The sequence below is a fragment of the Paenibacillus sp. FSL M8-0228 genome (assembly GCF_038007385.1).
Classification (GTDB): Bacteria; Bacillota; Bacilli; order Paenibacillales; family Paenibacillaceae; genus Paenibacillus; species Paenibacillus polymyxa_D.
On record NZ_JBBOXA010000001.1, the window covers coordinates 292,881 to 311,593 of the forward strand.

Annotated in this window: 18 protein-coding genes; 14 read left to right on the forward strand and 4 right to left on the reverse strand. The window is 46.8% G+C overall.

The window, feature by feature from the left end:
• The first annotated feature begins 160 nt into the window (after positions 1–160).
• Together MKY98_RS01245 and MKY98_RS01250 are read left to right on the forward strand one after the other, a co-directional pair.
• On the forward strand, positions 161–1,660 hold the full coding sequence (locus MKY98_RS01245; RefSeq protein ID WP_069010146.1) for a monooxygenase: 1,500 nt from the start codon (positions 161–163) through the stop codon (positions 1,658–1,660).
• 103 nt (positions 1,661–1,763) lie between these two features.
• Positions 1,764–2,267, forward strand: coding sequence for a MarR family transcriptional regulator (locus MKY98_RS01250; protein WP_049816963.1), 504 nt, complete (start codon positions 1,764–1,766; stop codon positions 2,265–2,267).
• An 81-nt stretch (positions 2,268–2,348) separates the two neighbouring features.
• Here the strand turns inward: MKY98_RS01250 and MKY98_RS01255 are convergent, their stop codons facing one another.
• Both MKY98_RS01255 and MKY98_RS01260 read right to left on the reverse strand, forming a co-directional pair.
• A complete protein-coding gene (locus MKY98_RS01255) occupies positions 2,349–3,278 on the reverse strand; it encodes a response regulator (RefSeq protein WP_013308322.1) in 930 nt (309 codons plus the stop codon).
• 5 nt (positions 3,279–3,283) lie between these two features.
• The gene (locus MKY98_RS01260) at positions 3,284–4,588 is read right to left on the reverse strand and encodes a sensor histidine kinase (protein ID WP_029516894.1); all 1,305 of its coding nucleotides are present in this window, start codon (positions 4,586–4,588) and stop codon (positions 3,284–3,286) included.
• Positions 4,589–4,800: 212 nt separating this feature from the next.
• Here MKY98_RS01260 and MKY98_RS01265 point away from each other — a divergent pair, with 212 nt between their 5' ends.
• From MKY98_RS01265 to MKY98_RS01305, 9 genes are all read left to right on the forward strand, one after another.
• Positions 4,801–6,054, forward strand: a complete 1,254-nt coding sequence (locus MKY98_RS01265; protein ID WP_069010145.1) for a cation:dicarboxylate symporter family transporter — start codon at positions 4,801–4,803, stop codon at positions 6,052–6,054.
• Between the two features lie 258 nt (positions 6,055–6,312).
• Positions 6,313–7,824: a methyl-accepting chemotaxis protein gene (locus MKY98_RS01270; protein WP_069010144.1), complete on the forward strand. Its 1,512-nt coding sequence runs from the start codon at positions 6,313–6,315 to the stop codon at positions 7,822–7,824.
• 131 nt (positions 7,825–7,955) lie between these two features.
• A complete protein-coding gene (locus MKY98_RS01275) occupies positions 7,956–8,318 on the forward strand; it encodes a DUF1304 domain-containing protein (protein WP_029516891.1) in 363 nt (120 codons plus the stop codon).
• 157 nt (positions 8,319–8,475) lie between these two features.
• Positions 8,476–10,095 carry an ABC transporter substrate-binding protein gene (locus MKY98_RS01280; RefSeq protein WP_069010143.1) on the forward strand — a complete coding sequence of 540 codons (1,620 nt, stop codon included), beginning with the start codon at positions 8,476–8,478 and terminating at the stop codon, positions 10,093–10,095.
• Between the two features lie 72 nt (positions 10,096–10,167).
• Positions 10,168–11,118: an ABC transporter permease gene (locus tag MKY98_RS01285; RefSeq protein WP_029516889.1), complete on the forward strand. Its 951-nt coding sequence runs from the start codon at positions 10,168–10,170 to the stop codon at positions 11,116–11,118.
• 4 nt (positions 11,119–11,122) lie between these two features.
• The gene (locus MKY98_RS01290; protein ID WP_013308329.1) at positions 11,123–11,968 is read left to right on the forward strand and encodes an ABC transporter permease; all 846 of its coding nucleotides are present in this window, start codon (positions 11,123–11,125) and stop codon (positions 11,966–11,968) included.
• 75 nt (positions 11,969–12,043) lie between these two features.
• A complete protein-coding gene (locus MKY98_RS01295; protein ID WP_069010142.1) occupies positions 12,044–13,081 on the forward strand; it encodes an ABC transporter ATP-binding protein in 1,038 nt (345 codons plus the stop codon).
• Entirely contained in the window at positions 13,074–14,036 is a 963-nt protein-coding gene (locus MKY98_RS01300) for an ABC transporter ATP-binding protein (RefSeq protein WP_069010141.1), read from the forward strand. Before MKY98_RS01295 ends, MKY98_RS01300 begins: the two co-directional genes overlap by 8 nt.
• A gap of 49 nt (positions 14,037–14,085) precedes the next feature.
• Positions 14,086–14,541, forward strand: coding sequence for a hypothetical protein (locus MKY98_RS01305; protein WP_069010140.1), 456 nt, complete (start codon positions 14,086–14,088; stop codon positions 14,539–14,541).
• Between the two features lie 69 nt (positions 14,542–14,610).
• On the opposite strand, the gene MKY98_RS01310 is transcribed toward MKY98_RS01305, so the two are convergent.
• On the reverse strand, positions 14,611–15,225 hold the full coding sequence (locus MKY98_RS01310; RefSeq protein WP_069010139.1) for a hypothetical protein: 615 nt from the start codon (positions 15,223–15,225) through the stop codon (positions 14,611–14,613).
• Entirely contained in the window at positions 15,218–16,093 is an 876-nt protein-coding gene (locus MKY98_RS01315; RefSeq protein ID WP_245231682.1) for a S16 family serine protease, read from the reverse strand. Before MKY98_RS01315 ends, MKY98_RS01310 begins: the two co-directional genes overlap by 8 nt.
• Positions 16,094–16,257: 164 nt before the next feature.
• Between MKY98_RS01315 and MKY98_RS01320 the strand changes: the two genes are divergently transcribed.
• The 3 genes from MKY98_RS01320 to MKY98_RS01330 all read left to right on the forward strand — a co-directional run bounded on the left by MKY98_RS01320 (position 16,258) and on the right by MKY98_RS01330 (position 18,551).
• Positions 16,258–16,815 (forward strand): GNAT family N-acetyltransferase, encoded by a 558-nt coding sequence (locus MKY98_RS01320; protein WP_029516882.1) that lies wholly within the window; start codon positions 16,258–16,260, stop codon positions 16,813–16,815.
• 249 nt (positions 16,816–17,064) lie between these two features.
• The gene (locus MKY98_RS01325; RefSeq protein WP_069010136.1) at positions 17,065–18,363 is read left to right on the forward strand and encodes an ABC transporter substrate-binding protein; all 1,299 of its coding nucleotides are present in this window, start codon (positions 17,065–17,067) and stop codon (positions 18,361–18,363) included.
• Positions 18,364–18,401: 38 nt separating this feature from the next.
• A complete protein-coding gene (locus tag MKY98_RS01330; RefSeq protein ID WP_165149244.1) occupies positions 18,402–18,551 on the forward strand; it encodes a hypothetical protein in 150 nt (49 codons plus the stop codon).
• Positions 18,552–18,713: the final 162 nt, after the last annotated feature.

Consider the following 18,713-nt stretch of genomic DNA (forward strand, 5'->3'; position numbering starts at 1 on the left):
ATTAAATTACAATAATATTGTTTCAGTAGAAACAATAAAAAAGGCTTTATATGTTGTTTGGTACATGCGGAAATGTTAAGGGGAGCTTTCTGTATGTATATATTGTTTCGTGAGAAACGATTAGGTGGTGGAAATAAAGATTTTAGATAGGGGTGTGAACATGGATTACGAAGTGATTGTAGTAGGCGGCGGACCTGTTGGAATGTGGTTAGCTGCTGAGTTGGCATTAGCAAACGTAAGCGTATGTGTAATTGAACGTTTAGAGGAGCCCAGTGGCCAGTCGCGTGCGCTTACGCTACATCCACGGACGCTTGAGATGTTTGATATGCGTGGATTGAAGGAGCGGTTTATGAAGCGCGGCAGACCTATACGTACGGGTCACTTTACAATGCTGAATACCCGCTTGGATTTTTCTGTGCTTGATAGTTCTTCTAATTATACGTTGTTTATTCCACAGGTGATTACAGAGCAAGTGATCGAGGAGCATGCGCTCAAGCTGGGAGTTGTCGTCCATCGTGGCATGGAAGTGGTATCTGTGCGAGAGCACGAGCAGGGCGTAGAGGTGGTGAGTGTATGCGCATCTGGACCACAAGCCAATGTATCGGTAATGAATGCTGCTTATGTCGTAGGAGCGGATGGGGCTGGGAGTATCGTGCGTAAACAAGCCGGGATTGCTTTTCCGGGCACGGATACGACTCTGACCGCTGTATTGGCGGATGTAGAGTTAGTCAATCCGCCTGAAAGTGGCGTACATTCCGAATATAGTGAACGAGGTGGAGTGATGATTGCCCCCGTGTATCCAGATATTTATCGGGTTATTTTGACTACACCACGAATGATGGAGATTCCGAAGGACGTGCCTGTGACGCTGGAAGAAGTGCAGACAGGACTGTATGATCTGCTCGGTACAGATCTTGGCGTATCCAATCCTCGCTGGTTATCTCGATTCGGGAATGCAACGCGGCAGGCGCAGACCTATCGTAAAGGGAGAATCCTGCTAGCAGGTGATGCTGCGCATATCCACTTCCCGGCAGGTGGACAGGGAATGAATGTTGGCTTGCAAGAGGCGGCAAATCTGGGATGGAAGCTGGCCGGAGTGATTCGTGGCTGGGCTCCAGACACGCTGCTGAGTAGCTATCATGACGAACGTTATCCGGTTAATACGCAGTTCTTACGGAATACCGAGGTTCAGACCCGCTTATTGGACTTTACGCCTGCTGTATTGGCACACCGCCAATTGCATGAGGAATGGTTCCGCCATCCGGAAATTAATCAATCTATGGCAGAGCAGATTAGTGCACTGGATGTATGCTATCCAGCGGCTAGCAATATACCGCAGCATCCACTGAACGGGAAACGGTTTGCTGATTTTGAATTGCATTTGCCTGACGGAATGACAACGTATGCTTACGATCTTCTTCATGAAGGCCGCTTTGTACTTCTCCATCTTGCACAGGATAATGAGGTATCGAATGAGTTTCACCATAGCTCACTTTCACATATTTCATATGTGGAGGCCGTAGCCGAGGAAGTGCCCGTGGGATGGAGAGATGTGCATACGGTTCTCATCCGTCCGGATGGGTATATCGCTTGGGCCATTTCTATGAAACAAACGGATATATTGAGTGTGATTAAGGAAGGCATTGCCACATTGGTATAAAGGGGAAAGGGTATGTTCATAACATGACCATATTGTTTCTTGTGAAACAAATGTGGGCTATAATGAAAGGAGGAGTATGCCAAAGGAGTGACTACTTGTTCGTATGGAAAAGGCGACATCGGTTCAGCATGTCTATGATTTGCTTATTAAGATGAATCATCAGTGGGAGCAGCATCAGCAAAGAGAGAGCATGACCTTTCTCGAAGAAATCCGCGAGCACTTTGATGGAATGACTTCGCTCAATATGACGGATGTACACGTTATGGATTGTATCGGGCAGCATGAGCCGATCAATGTTACAACCTTAGCGCAACGAATGGAGCTGAGCAAAGGTACCGTTTCGAAAGTCAGCACCAAGCTGCTCAAGGAAGGCTGGATTCGCAGAACCCAGCTGAACGACAACAAAAAAGAAATTTATTTTCGGCTAACCCCGTTGGGAAAAAAACTCTTTCTTGTACATGAGCGACTGCATGCTGAGGTACAGCAACAGTTATTTCAATTTTTAAATCGTTACAGCTCAGAAGAACTGAATGTCTTGAAACGTCTGCTGTCCGATGGTGTAGATCTCTTGGAAGCTATGGAGTGGCAGGGAAAGAGTCTGGATTAAAGAGATATCTAATCATCAACGATGGGCACCTGTTTTATCTCCGAGTAATAGATACATGAGGAGATGCAGGTGCGTTTTCTCTTAATGCAATAGTCGTTTTGCTTCCATATAGAGCACCTGTACGAACTTTTTCGTATTAATGCGGGCTTGGGACAGTGAAGGCTCCACATTGTTTTGTAGCTCCAGCATTTTTTTGCGGATTTCTGTAAAGTCAAAAAATTTGGATGCGTAATTTTCAAATTTAGGATGGGTATAGTCAGTCAACCCGAGCGATACTATATGGCTTAGCGTCTGGAAAATAGCGCGGCGGACACGCTGCTCCGATGCTTTAATTTCCTTACTCAGCTCTACTGCTGAGGCTGAAGCCCCTAACCGTTTGGATGCTACATTAGCAAATATATCCTTCAACGGCGGGAACAGATAGGGAGACAGATTGCCTGTTTCCTCCTCATACTGGTCCAGAAATTCCAGCATGTCCAACAAATCCATACTCCCAGCTTCGCCGATCATTCCCATCTCGGAGAGCAGAAACTGCCCGGAAGTTACGATGTTTCGGGTCGGTTCAATCGTTGCCGTTGGGTTATTCGATGTGAACATCGACAACCCTTGAAGCGTCCGCTGGATATCCGTAATCGACTGCTGCATGCGCAGACGCTCAGCCACCTTATGAATAACTGCAATAATCTCCAGTCGATTCAAAGGCTTGGCCACATAATATTCAATACCGAGCGAGTACGCCTCGCCGATCATGTTTTTGGATTCGATGCGAGAAATCATAATGATTTTGCCGCTGAATTGATCGCCGAGTGCACGCACGGTCTGAATGCCGTCACGAAGCGGCATCAGCAAGTCAATTAGCAATACATCAATCCGGTTCAGCTCCAGCAGGCCGCTATTCACATAGGAACCATCCTCCGCTTCCCCGATGACTTCCCCTAGACCTTCGTCTTCAATAATGTCTGCCAGCATAGAACGAATCCCTTGATCGTCATCCACAATATAAAAACGCATCCGGGCTATCTTCCTTTCTCCGTCAGTTTCCGTAAAGGCAATGTAATTCTAAAAGTGGTCTGTAATCTATCTGTATTCTCTTCCTCAATCTGTTGTAGTTCAATCGTTCCTTCAAGGCTCTCCGCGACCTCACGTACATAAAACAATCCCATACCGGTCGACGGTTGTCCTTCCTCATCATACTTGGTCGTATACCCTGGTGTGAAGACCATTTCCCGTTTCCGCTGAGGAATACCCGGACCGTTGTCGGTAACACTAAATGAAGCTATATCCTCTTTTCCCGGAAGACAGCGAATAGAAACGTCAATCCTTCCGTCGTCCCTCATGGCTTCAACCGCATTGGCTGTCAGGTTATTAATAAGTGTCAGAACGGTATAAACATGTAGCTTGGGCAACAAAGGATCGACATCTAGGGTAAAACGAATAGACTTGTCCAGTGATTGGGCGTACTTACTGTTCGTTCGGATGATGAGCTCCCCAAGCTCTTGAGAAGCCATGTAATGCACTCCGCTTTCGGCATCAATCAGCTTGGACAAACCAGCAAAAATCCGCTGGCTGTCTTTTTTAATCTCGTGAACCTGTCCGGAAATACGAAGTGCCTGTCTGGCGTAATGTTCTCTATCCTTTAGAGATTCATCCTGTTGCAGTTCACGGTACAGCTCGTAGCTTTCACGAGTGATTTGTTCTGCATGTGACAGCGTTTTGCCTAACTGGACCGACTCCTCATACAAGTCTGATACAAGAAGTAAAATTCGCTCCGTCTGCTGTCTTTGTGCCTCTTCATGCTGGACCGATTGATTTAACCGAATCATATTATAAAACCCAAGCACGAAGAAGCTGCGGATCATAGCCATAAAAGCTACTTTACTGATCTTAATGATGTCCCAGAAATCGCCGTCAATACTCCACCGGACGCTAAGTTCCGACACACTTGCGGCAACCTCAATCCCTACAGAGAGGATACCCACACGGAGTGCGCGGTAAGGCTCAGCATTAATGTTAAGGAGCTGGAAGAGCAGACCGTAGACCATGTAATAAAAAAAGGTAGGGCCATGCAAGATCAGCAACTCTTCGAAGAGAAGACTGGACTGAGTGTAATGATTGAGTAAGATGCGAAAGGCGACTACCGCTATCCCTGCAAGCACTCCCGATAATGCAGGCGGAATATGACGAATAGATAACAGAAAGAAAAAAAATACAGGCGTACCAAAGCTGAGACGGAATGTATTAGCGAACGGGTGAATATTCAGCTCACCTGCGAGCGGTACAAATACAAGCATGAGCAGGAAAAGGAGCGTGTTCAACTTCATTCATATTCACCTCCTGGGTATTCAGTCAGAAAGGCAATGTGAGCTAAATTCACAGGCTCGTCGTTAAAGTTTGTGAATTTATAGAAAAAAATAAATGCAGCTGTAGATAATTGTCGGTTTTTATAGATCAGATTGTAGTATAAATAACATCATTTGAATATTAAGAACAGCATACTGCAAAAATATACAAATCAGCCAGGGGGGGACACGAAGTGAAAAAGATTAATTTGACGATGCAAATCTTTATCGGTCTGGCTTTAGGTATTATTATTGGTGCCTTATTTTACGGCAATTCAGGGGTGGAAGTCTACTTAAAGCCAATCGGCGATATTTTCATCCGCTTGATCAAGATGATTGTCGTGCCTATTGTGATCTCAACGCTCATTATCGGCGTTGCCGGCGTGGGCGATATGAAAAAACTAGGTAAACTTGGCGGAAAGTCCATTCTGTACTTTGAGATTGTAACGACAGTCGCCATCCTGTTCGGACTGCTTGTTGCTAACCTGGTTCGACCTGGTGACGGCGTGGACATGTCCCACCTGGCGAAGAGTGATATCCATTCCTATGTGGAGACTGCAGAGAAGTCAGGCCATAGCTTTATAGATACGATTGTGCATATTGTTCCTACCAATGTTATTCAAGCTCTGGGCGAGGGAGATATGCTCGCTATTATATTCTTCTCCGTACTGTTTGGACTAGGGGTAGCGGCGATTGGTGACAAGGGCAAGCCTGTGCTGAATTTCTTTGAAGGCGTAGCCGACGCCATGTTCTGGGTAACCAATCAGGTCATGCGCCTGGCTCCGTTCGGAGTATTTGCACTGATTGGAACGACAGTGGCCAAGTTTGGGTTGGCTTCATTATGGCCGTTATTGAAGCTTGTTTTGTCGGTGTACGGCTCCATGGCGCTGTTCATTGTGATTGTTTTCGGAATTATCGCCAAGCTGTGCGGTACCCGTCTCTGGACCATGATTAAAATTTTGAAAAGTGAGCTGTTGCTTGCATATTCGACGGCCAGTTCGGAAAGTGTTTTGCCTAAGATCATGGAGAAGATGGAGAAGTTCGGATGTCCTAAAGGAATTACGTCCTTTGTCATTCCGATTGGGTATTCTTTTAATCTGGACGGTTCCACCCTGTATCAGGCACTGGCTGCGATTTTCATTGCCCAAATGTATGGTATTGATCTGCCAATCACGACACAGATCACGCTGGTACTAGTATTAATTATTTCTTCCAAAGGTATTGCAGGTGTGCCGGGTGCTTCCTTTGTCGTTTTGCTCGCTACGCTTGGAGCAGTGAACCTCCCGCTGGAGGGTTTGGCTTTTATCGCTGGTATTGATCGCATTCTGGATATGGCGCGTACGGTAGTTAATGTATTAGGTAACTCGCTTGCCGCTGTGGTCATGTCCAAATGGGAAGGCCAATATGATAAAGAAAAGGGCGAGGAATACGTTGCTTCAATTAAATAAGATATAACGAACTGAATAGTTGACAGAAAGAGCACTTTTGCGCAGTAATGCAAAGGTGCCCTTTCTGTTTCCAGACTTGTTAGAATTCTTCCTTTTTCGACATTTTTCGATGTTTCCTGTATGGAATTATAGGTATATGGACATGAAAAATAAGTCTTAATGCCTATGTAATTAACGATTTAATTATAATGATTCTTAATAAAATTCCGATATTAAATTATACCGTTTTATATATTGGCTTAGAAGGGAAGATCATATATGTTTCTCAAGAAAAATGAGTCTCAATCACTTGCTCCTTTAGTAGAAGAAAGCCGCAAACTTTCACAAAGAATACAGCAAAAAGATTATTCTGCTGTAATACAGGTTTCCTCAGCTTCTCCTGAGGTTCAAGAAATCGCAAACAATGTTAACCAAGCGATAGAGTCCATGAAAAATGATGCTCAACATGTTGATATCCGTTTGAAGCTTGTTACCAAGGCTATAGAGATTGGCTTATGGGACATGGAGGTCATTGCCGGTGATCCTGTCAATCCAAGTAATACGTTCACATGGTCAGAAGAATTCCGTTCTATGCTGGGGTATCAGAGCGAAAAGGACTTCCCTAATGTATTAGATAGCTGGTCATCTCGGCTGCATCCCGAAGATTATGACAGGTCTTTGGCAGAATTGTCTGATCATTTACTGGACTTTACGGGAAAGACCCCTTATGACGTACAGTATCGTTTGAGGCTGAAGCATGGAGAATATCGTTGGTTCCGGGCTACCGGAACGACGATCCGTGACCAGCAGGGAGTGCCGCTTCGGATTGCAGGCGCTCTGTTGGATGTGCACGATCAGAAGATTAAGTCTGAGGAGCTTCAGGCATTGGTTACAAGATACGATCTCATTAATCGTGTTTTGGTGGAGGCTCCTTACGATGTAAACATTATTGGAGGAGACATTGAGAATCCGGATAGTATATTTTGGTGGTCACCGCAATTCCGGGCTACGCTGGGCTTTAAGGATGAGCAAGATTTCCCAAGCAAGCTTAGCAGTTGGGCTTCAATTCTGTATCCTGAGGACGCCGAAATGGCGATTAAAGTTTTGAATGATCATTTAAATGATTATACAGGGCGCACACCTTATGAAATGGAATGTCGTTTGGTGCGTAAGAATGGTGAGCATCGCTGGTATTATTGCAGTGGAAAAACATTGCGCGATAGCAAGGGAGTGCCTATTCGGATTGCGGGTACCATTCGTGACATTACAATAGAAAAGGAAAAGCAGGCTATTGCGGATGAACTCACGCTCAAGATCCAGCATCTCTCCGATTCCATTACGGAAATGGTGAATGGTGTTAATTCGGTTAGTAACCAAGCGCAGGAGCTGGCTACGGCTCAGGAGCAATCGACAGACGCAGCGAATCAAGCCAAAGTCAGTGCAGAAGAGACACAAAACATTTCCAACTTCATTAAAGAGATTGCAAATCAAACGAATCTGCTGGGTCTGAATGCTGCCATTGAGGCATCGCGTGCGGGCGAGCAGGGGCGGGGTTTTGCGGTAGTCGCAGATGAAGTGAGAAAACTCGCTATTCACAGTGCTGATGCGACCGGAAATATCGAGACCAGTCTGGACGAAATGAAGACACTCATCGAGCGGATTTTGCACAATATCGGGAACATGTCTACGCTGACACAGACACAAGCCGCCCTAACTCAGCAAGTGAATGCATCTACGGACGAGATCAACAGCATGTCCAAAGCTTTGTTGGATTTCGCGAGAACGATGTAAGGCTTCATGTAGAAATGAGGCCGGGCCTAAGGTTCGGTCTCTTTACTGTTTTTGGAAGATGAACTATACTTTTTGAGGATCGATCTAAAAATCACCTCATAGTAACTTTATGTGGAAAAGAGGAACATACCTTGAGCTTACTTAGTTCAATATTGGTCGGAATTGTAGCTCTGGAACATGTGTACATTCTAATATTGGAAATGTTTCTGTGGACGACTCCGCGGGCGATGCGTACGTTCGGGACCTCGAAGGAGCTGGCGGAAGCAAGCAAATCCCTGGCAGCAAATCAGGGGCTGTATAACGGATTTCTGGCAGCCGGATTGGTGTGGGGCTTGTTCTATCCGGAACCTGTAATCGGGCGGCAAATCCAATTATTCTTTGTCATTTGTGTGGTAGTGGCTGCGGTATATGGTGCATTAACTGCCAACAAGTCTATTTTATTAAAGCAAGGTCTGCCTGCCATCCTGGCACTAATCAGTTTGTGGATATTCTGAAGACACTCTTAACGGGTGTCTTTTTTCTAGATTCGATCACATAATGTCTGGAATGCTAATGACAAGGGGAATAAACAGTTTTTGACCGATTGTAAATCCGACTATTCCGATTTATAATAAATTTATTACATACTAAGAGGACACGGGGGCTAGAGCGATGCGTCGTAATTTGACTGGTGTATTGGTATTCATTGTATTGATGTTGGTTGTAAGTGCATGCTCCGGCGGGAATTCTGGATCTACGTCTGAGACGAATGGGAATACACCCGGTACAGCTACCACAACAGCTGATAACGGACAGCCAAAAGACGGCGGCAGCCTGATCATTGGCGTACAAGCTGATCCGGTGGTGCTGAATCCGAACTATGCGGGTGATCGGGTAAGTCTGACGATAGACCAGGCGATATTCGCACCATTGTTTCAGGTGAACAATGGCAAAAAGACATTTTATTTAGCAGACAGTCTGACTCCTTCAGCAGACAAGCTGACTTATACACTAAAACTGAAAAAAGATCTGACTTGGCATGATGGCGAGAAGCTGACAGCTGACGATGTTGTTTTCACCATTAACAAAATTTTGGATGAGAAGCAGCACAGCTTTTTGAGAAGTAATTTTATGGTTAATGGCAAACCGGTTCAGGCGAGCAAGGTTGATGATACAACGGTGGATTTCAAACTTCCTCAGCCAGCTCCTGCTTTTGAGGCAGCACTGGTACAGGTATCCCCGATTCCGAAGCACATTTTCGAGAATGAAGCGGATATTGAGAAAAGTACAAAAAACAACTCTCCGGTTGGATCAGGTCCTTTCAAATTTAAAGAGTACAAAACCGGTGAGTACGTTACACTCGAACGGTTCGATAACTATGTTGGCGGAAAGCCGCATCTGGATTCAGTAACATACCGAATTGTTAAAGATTCAAATGCTGCGAATTTGGCCCTTCAAAATGGTGAGATTAATGTAAACTATCTCGATCCGCAAAATGTGGAGACCATTAAAGCAACAGATAAGTTTGACATTTTCCCTTACAGCGAAGGTCGCTTGGCTTATCTGATGTTTAATGAAAACAGTGATACGAAGCAGCTGAACAAAAAAGAAGTGCGTCAGGCGCTTTCTTATGCATTAAATCAGGATGAGTTGATTCAAGTTTCCTATGGCTCCAAGGATTATGCAGACACTGCAAAATCTGCTCTGACACAGGACGTACTGTATCACACGAACGACGTTGCATTTTTTAATAATGATGTGAACAAAGCAAAAGAGCTGCTGAAATCGGCTGGAGCTGAAGGACTGAAACTGCGCATTATCATTCCGGGCGGTAACAAGGTACAGGAAGCACAAGCACTCTATATCCAGCAGAAGTTAAAGGACATAGGCGTTCAGCTGGACGTGAACAGCATGGATTCATCGGCATGGTCGCAAAAGTTCGTCGATACGAATGCCAAGGACTTTGATCTGGCGATCAGCGGCTACATCATGGGGTATGACCCTGACGCATATCGTATTTTGTATAGCACCGGATCATCCTCCAACTATTCGCATTATTCGAATAAGGAAGTGGATAAACTGCTGGAAGAGGGCGCGGGTGAGTCGGATACGACTAAACGTGGAGAAATTTATAAAAAGGTACAAGAGCTGCTGGCTGAGGATGCTGTCATCTATCCGATTGCTTACACCAAGACTATTGTAGCCTTCGACAAGCAGTATGGCGGTATTGATCAGGCTGTGCTGAAGCCGGTCGTGATTTTCGAGGATTTGTCCAAAATTTATCACAAATAAGACAGGGTTTTCAAAAATAAGCTGGGCTAACCAGCTTATTTTTTTCGAAAACAGCAAGGGGAAGGGAAACGTATGAGACAACTCATCGCCAGAAGGTTGCTGCAAGTTATACCGATGCTATTTTTTGTGTCCATCGTCTGCTTCGGCTTGATCAAGCTGGCCCCAGGTGATCCGGTTCTCTCTTTTGTTACACCGAATATGCATCTGGAAGACATTGAACGAATGAGGCATAGCTTGGGGCTGGACCAGCCCGCTTACGTGCAGTACATATTATGGCTTAAAAAGAGTCTAACGGGTGATCTCGGCTACTCGCTAATTAATCACCAGCCCGTGCTGGATCAGATTCTCGACCGTCTCCCGGCTACAGCCGGGTTAATGGGCGCATCCATCATACTTGCTGTGCTGGTTGCCATCCCACTTGGTTTGACGGCTGCGGCGAATCGGAATCGCTGGATCGACAAGCTCATTAATCTGATGTCGTACATCGGGATTTCTGTTCCGCTGTTTTGGCTCGGTATTTTACTTATTTATTTGTTTGCGATTTATCTGCATTGGCTTCCGAGTACTGGGATGCGTACCATCGGTACGGACTCGGTGCTGGATGTGATCAAGCATGGGATTTTACCATGTTTTGTACTGGCCTTCGGTTTTCTGTCTGTGTATGTGAGGTACATCCGTTCCAGCACAATTACGCAGCTCAAGGAAGAGTACGTGCAGATTCAATACGCGTTCGGGTCTGGAAAAAGACTAGTTTTGTTTCGACATGTGCTCAAGCATGTGCTGCTGCCCATCATTACGCTGCTCGGAATGTCGGTTGCGGACTTGGTGGCTGGAGCCATTGTGACGGAGACGGTATTTTCCTGGCCGGGCATTGGCTCGCTGGGCATGACGGCGGTAAAAGGGATGGATTATCCTGTCATCATGGGGATTACTTTATTTTCCGCTCTGCTGCTGATCCTGGGTAATCTGCTTGCGGATATCTTGTACAGCATTGCGGACCCGAGAATTAAATCAACGAGGTGAATTCATGAATCGGAGCAAATGGCGCAACATCGGGATCGAGCTGATGACGAGCAAAATGGGCGCCGTCGCCCTCATACTATTGATTGTATTTTCGCTGGGGGCGATTTTCGCATTTTTATCGCCGCAGGACCCGAATAAGTTGAACGTGCTGGAGCGTCTCCAACCACCGGGAGCGGCACACTGGTTTGGAACGGATGATTATGGGCGGGACTATTTTACAAGAGCACTGTACGGCGGACGTGTATCATTGCTGGTAGGCTTCGCGTCCATGATTATTGCGACCAGTATCGGTGCAGTGGTAGGTATTGTGAGCGGGTATTTTGGAGGATGGATCGACAATCTGCTTATGCGGGTTTTGGAGCTGATCATGTCGATTCCGTCTTTCTTGGTTATTTTGCTGCTGAGTGTGTTTTTGAAGCCGGGCGTCGGCAATATCATTGTCATTATCGCCTTGCTCATGTGGATGAACATTGCCCGGGTGGTGCGGGCAGAGACAATGACGTTGCGTGAACGGGAGTATGTACTATACGCCAAAGCTTCGGGACAAAGTACGTTTGGTATTATTATGAAGCACATTGTACCTAATCTGATTCCGGTAATTATCGTAGGGGCGACGAACAATATCGCTTCAGCAATTATGATGGAATCGTCACTGAGCTTCCTCGGCTTTGGTGTTCAGCTGCCGAATGCTACGTGGGGCAGTATGCTGAATAATGCCCAAGGATATATTGCACAGGCCCCATATATGGCATTGTTTCCGGGATTGCTTATTTTACTGACTGTGTTGAGCTTTAATGTTTTGGGAGATGTGCTGCGTGTAGGCTTTGAACCCAAATTAGTAAAACGATGATTCATAGTTTCATAGATTCATAGTACAGGCCCATTACAAATGGCTCCAGGAGCGATAGGAAGGAGCGAAAACACGATGACAGAACATCTACTGTCCGTCGAACAGCTGGAGGTCTCGTTTTTCACTCGTGAGGGGGAGAATCAGGCAGTTCGAGGGGTTAGTTTTCATATTGATGCTGGAGAAACGGTAGGAATCGTAGGAGAATCCGGCAGCGGCAAAAGTGTGACAGCGAAAGCGATCATGTCGATGATAGCCCCGCCGGGCAAGCGGCTGAACGGCGATATCCGTTATCGGGGACAAAGTCTGACCGCTCTGACGGAAAAGCAATGGCGCAAAATACGTGGAAACCAGATTGCGATGGTCTTTCAGGACCCGATGACCTCGCTGAATCCGGTCAAAAAGGTTGGCTATCACCTGGTCGAGGTGATTCGCAGACATCGAGGACTGAGCAAGGAAGCGGCTACGCAAGCAGCTGTAGAACTGCTGCGACAAGTAGGCATTACCGAGCCGGAGCGCCGAATGAACCAATACCCGCATCAATTCAGCGGCGGGATGCGCCAGCGGGTGATGATTGCTATGGCGCTCTCGTGCAGCCCGGAGCTGCTGATTGCAGATGAGCCGACTACAGCGCTGGACGTGACGATTCAGGCGCAAATCTTGGAGCTGCTCAAGTCTTTAAAGCAGCAATCCGACATGTCGATTGCTCTAATCACCCATGATCTGGGCGTCGTCGCCCAGGTGTGCAGCCGTGTCATCGTGATGTACGGCGGCATGGTGATGGAGGAGGGACGCGTGGACGATATCTTTTATCGTCCGGGCCACCCGTATACGCAGGGCCTGCTGCGTTCTGTGCCCCAGCGTACGAACGGCTTCCGAGAGCGGCTGGTGCCGATTGAGGGCACGCCGCCGGACCTGCTGAACCCGCCATCGGGCTGTCCGTTCATGGAACGGTGCCCGCATGCGTTTGCCCGCTGTGTAGAGCGGCCGCCGATGATAGAGCTGCGCCCGGGTCAGCGAGCAGCCTGCTGGTTGAACGATCCGGAAGCAGGGCCTGCTGGAGTCTACGAGACGCCCGAAGCGGGCCATACGGAAGGGGGGAATAACGGTGAGTGAAGCAAATAATGTATTGAGTGAGCATCAGCCATTGGTAGAGGTACACCAGCTTAAGAAGCATTTTGTGACCGCAAAGGATTTGTTAGGGCGTAGCTCTGAGGTGCTCAAGGCGGTAGATGGCGTGAGCTTTCAAATCAAGCGTGGCGAGACGTTCGGACTGGTCGGTGAGTCAGGTAGTGGGAAATCAACGGTTGGACGCTGTCTGACACGGTTATACGATTATACAGAAGGTACGGTACGCTTTGACGGCCAGGATATTTCCAAGCTGAACGATAAACAGCTCAAGCCGCTGCGTCGGCGCATTCAGAGCATTTTTCAGGACCCATATTCCTCTCTTAATCCGGGTATGAACGTGCTTGACCTGATCTGTGAGCCGATGGATATTCACAGATTGCATCAGGGGAGTGAGCGTAAGGATGCCGTAGTGGCTTTACTGGAGAAGGTAGGGCTGAAGCGAGAGCATCTGTACCGCTACTCGCACGAGTTCAGCGGCGGGCAGCGCCAGCGGATTTCCATCGCTCGTGCTCTGTCCGTGAACCCCGAGTTCATCGTCTGTGACGAGCCGATTTCGGCACTCGATGTGTCCATCCAGGCGCAGGTCATTAACACGCTGGAGGATCTCCAGCAGGAGTTCGGGCTGACGTACCTGTTCATCGCCCATGACTTGTCGATGGTGCGGCATATTTCAGACCGAATCGGTGTGATGTACCATGGGCGACTGGTAGAAGTAGCTGATGCAGATGAATTGTATGAGCAGCCCGCTCATCCTTATACGCAGGCGCTGTTGTCCTCTATCCCTGTGCCTGATCCGAGAGCAGTCGGAGAGCGCGAGGGACTGGGGGGAAGCTTGGCCCAACCAGACGGTTCATTAGTATGGGACAAGGATAACAACAGTGCAACCGAGCTGAGAGAAATCAGTCCCGGCCATTATGTAGCATACCCGGTTAACCGTTAGGGTTAAGATCGGTTGTACGATGTGCATGACCCAAAGGAGGCAAAAAACGATGACTGAATCGACGAAAAGAGTACGTATTTCCCAATGGGACGCGCTCTTGCTGGAATCATTACGCTCTTTAGGCTGGTCCCAAGAGGAATTAATCCGTCGGGTGCAGCAAAATGAGCTGCCAACGGACGGACCATCCGATTTTGATTATACAGAGCTTGTCACTGGGCTGGCGTCCCAAGAGCCGGAGGTGTTTGTCAGCGCGGTAACGGATGGATATCAGATCAAGTACAATACGATCCGGGGCATTCGTTCGTGGATTGCCGTTGCGTTCGGGCGGGAGCCTGAGCTGTCCCTGGAGGAAGGAAGCGAAGCCGTTACATCCGAACTGACGAAGGCTGAGTATGATCGGCTTGGGCGGGTACTGTCATTAGGCTGGGTCATCCAGGAAGTACGTCCCGCGGAGGGCGAGACTTCAGGATTATACCGAATTGTACCTGCTTCACAGACGCATTAAATCCTGGGGATGAAGTAATATACTTTACCAGAAATTGAAACGAGCTGACGTGGAGGCCAGCTCGTTTTTTTATTGCAATTCTTCTTCATCTTTTTTATTCAGCATAACCAGACTATTGTGAATGATCCGTGTCATGCAGTAAAAGAAGGCCATTCTGGTGGTTTGCATAATAGCTCCCAACAACATGGACATCGATTCCATTTGGGAAAAATGTAAGATAAGAATCCGGTTAATAATTCCTTCACCAAACCAGACAAAATATAGCGGAACAATCATCTTTTGAATATAACGAGCTTTACGCCCCAATTCGGGGTGGAGCGCAAAGTACCTATAAATATGGGTGAATGTATTGGAGAATCCCCACAAGTTAATAAAAGGAATCATGCGAGCAATGGCTCCCACGGTACGAATCGGATAATCGGAATGTTTTTGCCGGATGGCTTTATGTACTTGAACTAGCCAGATCAGATAGGTTACAAAACACATGTAGTACAGAACAAAGCTAAAGACTGTAAATTTTTGCTCCAATTCGTATAGATGATCATAATAAAAATCATTTGCGTAAATATACACTAACGTAAAAATAAGGATAATAAATTCACCTATAGTGCCCACCGCTAGCAAGGCTTGGTGTACGCTGCCAGCTGTCTTGGATGGAAATGCTTTGGAATCTGATTCATTCAAGATGTACTTCCTCCCAGTCTAGTTGCTTCAAATACACGATAGCATCCTCCAGTGTTTCTACGGGGATAATGCGCAGCTTGAGTCCATGTTCCTTTTGGACTCGGGCAGCCTCTGCTTCGTTGCCTTCCTCCCCATACCATTCATAATCTGCCGGTACGAAAAATAGATCAACCTTTGCCGCCTCGGCTCCCAGCAGTTTTTGCTCCAGCCCACCGACCGATCCGACATCCCCGTATTCTTCCATCGTGCCAGTGCCTGCAATTTTGTGACGTCCGCGATCTGAAAAGTCGATGTTATTGGCTTCCTCATACAGTCCGATGCCTGTCATCAGACCCAAGGAATTCCCCGCAAGATCCTGCAAATGAGTCAATAGCTCCGCATAGCGAGCATCCTCCAATTTGCTAAGATTCGAGAAAGGTGTTGAATCACCACCTGTTTCGCTGTCTACACTTAATTCCGTCGCTGCATGTACAGCTTGCATAGCAGAATATTTTAGCGTGTCCGTCTCTGAAAGGTCCTTCAAATAAGAGTCCACTTCATCAGGGGCAATGGGTTCAAACTTAATCGCACCCCCGGATACATTTTCACTGGAATATACATTCCAACGCTCCAGGAGATTGTTAGCAATACCCGTTTGAACAGACGCAAAAAACACGCTTCCCTGAACGCCAAGATCTTTGACCGGATGCATTTCTCCTTGCAAAATATACTGTGCAGGCATAGGCCGTGTTCCAATAAAGGCGGCGATAGCCGGGATCAGCAGCAGCGCGAAAATGAGTATACGTTCTTTGTTAATGCCAAATATCTTTTTGAGGAGATATGGATTACGGCTTGGCACCTCATTCACAACCTTTCCAACTGTTCTCATACGGATATCATCGGTTGAAAAGATTAGAAAGGTTACATTTTTCACCATAAATGACCGATAAGAGTATAGTAGTATACATATTTTTAACGCTCTGCCAGATCACCGACGCTCTTTTTTTATGCTATATTTTATACATAAGGAAAATTAGAGAGCTGAGGTGCAGCATGACATCAATGACTATTGTCGAATCATCCGTCAAACCAGGATTAATGGCTTTTCAGGCAAGCACTGAAGATCAGGAGCAGGTTCAGGAGTTAATTTTAAAGACGGCCAGGTGGCTGCACAGCAAAGGCTCTACGCAATGGGGACGCTTATTAAAAGGAAAAGATGATCACAACCTAGGCGGCGCTATTGCACGTGGAGAAGTGATTATTTTCCGAGCATCAGAGGATCATGGCTTGGCAGGCGCAGTGATCTTGCAGCAGCAGCCCAGTGCATGGGACCGTAAGTTGTGGGGATTAGACGAAACGGATTCTGAGGGAGGAACCTCAGTATATCTGCATCGTTTGGTTGTGGATCGCGATAGCACCGGGAAGGGTCTAGGCCTTGAGCTGATGCAATGGATTGAACAAGGTATCCACTTTACAGGCAAGGATCGAATCCGTTTAGACTGTATTGCGGGCAATGACAAGCTTAGCGAGTTTTACAGACAATGCGGTTATACGTATATAGGCGAAACGAACGGCTATAATACTTTTGAAAAGATGCTAATAAAGATTTAGAAAACTGAATTATAGCTCAAGGAATACGAAAGAAGGAAGCAGGTGATCTGCATTCTTCTTTTTTTGTTGTGCAGCCTTTACTTTCCCTTGATCGCTGTCATATCAGAGTCCTCCAAAAGAGAAAATTTATATGAAAATGAAAATGGGGATATCGTGTCTCACCCTTCTACATATGATGATAGGGAAGTTTTGTAAGCGTTTTAAAATAGGAAGGCATACAACCAAGTGAAGCTACAGGAGGCGGTTAAAGTGGACGATTACATGAGCTGGATAAAGATTGGATTTTTCCTTATCGTTCTGTTTTTACTTGCAGCGGCATGCAGTACCTCTCCCAAAATAGAGAACACAGACGGGCAAAAAGTGCGGCTTACGATGCAGGTTTGGGGTAATCCTGCGGAGGTAAAGGTGTATCAGCGGGCACTCGATGCATTTGAAAAGGAAAACCCGAATATCGAGGTTAAGCTGGTGCCTGTACCGGGAGACCAATATGAGCAAAAGCTGTTGACACAGCTTCAGGGAAGTCGCGGACCGGATGTGTTTTATTCGTATGAACCGACGATTGCGCGTTTGATCGGGGCGAAGCAGGTACAGCCTTTGGGTGAGTTTTTAAAAAGTGATGCAAGTGATGTGAAGGCTGAGGATTTTCCAGAAGGATTGTGGGGACCGGCAAAGCGTGATGGGGAAATCTATGGGGTCACTCCCGACTCAAACCCGATGGTCATGTATTACAACAAAAAGGTATTCAAGGAAGCAGGCGTGAAGACGCCGCAAGAATACTATGACGAAGGCAAATGGAACTGGGATGCCTTTGAGGAGGCTACTTCCAAGCTGAAGGCAGCCGGAAAACAGGGTTATATTGCGGAAAACTGGTGGGCTCACTGGTATTCATGGGTGTGGTCGAATGGCGGTCAGATTTTTGATGAACAGGGCAAATATGTGCTGGACCACAATGAAAAGGGCAAGGAAGCCTTCAGTTTTATGTACGATATGGTGAAAAGGGGAAATGCCGTATATCTCGGATCACTTCCCAAAGGGCAAGGGGCTGACGCGATGTTCATGTCCAATCAAGTCGGTATGCTGGCGGCGGGAAGATGGCTGGAGCCCTTGTTTAATCAAAATAAAAGCCTCGACTTTGATTATATCTACTGGCCATCCAATACCGGAAAGAATGAGCCCGTTGCCATTCCGGTTGCCTATGTAGCTGTAAATAAAAATAGTCCGCATGTACAAGAGGCCATGAAGCTGGCAGCATTCTACGTCTCTGTGAAGGGGCAGGAGGCGCGGCTGGTTGAAGGTGGGAATGCCATGGGTACGCTTGCTGCCGCAGATGAGAGCATTATGAAAAAGGCGACCATTGAGCATTCAAGCTATTTGACCGAGGGACGTAACATAGGGCATGCTCATGGATCTGCTTTGGCCTATGATGCTCAGGTGCCGGGGTTGAACTCGGATATCACGGAGACCATCGACCTGATGTTCTTGGGCAAGCAGGATGCTGGGGCAACCATTGAAAAGTTGAATCAGATCATATCCAAGGCGGTCAAGTAGGCACGGGATGACCCGTGACCGGGGAGGAAGGTGACTAGATGCCGAAAAAGCATCAAGCGCTGTGGGGGCCTTATAAACAAGCAAGGAACGTCGATATTTTTAATGGTCATGAGATTACCAATCTTCCCGTGAGCAGAAATTATATTAATAACCTGCTTGAGGTATACTCAGATGATGTATTGCCGTGAATATTATGAATCATCAGAGAGGCATGCCCAAATGAATGGAGGGTGCCGCGAAACAGCTAATTTACAGCTGATTTGCGACACCCTCTTTTAGTTGTCCGGACGGAAATGTACTCGTATTTCATGCTGTTTACGTCATCAACATACTATCTACGCCAGTCCATT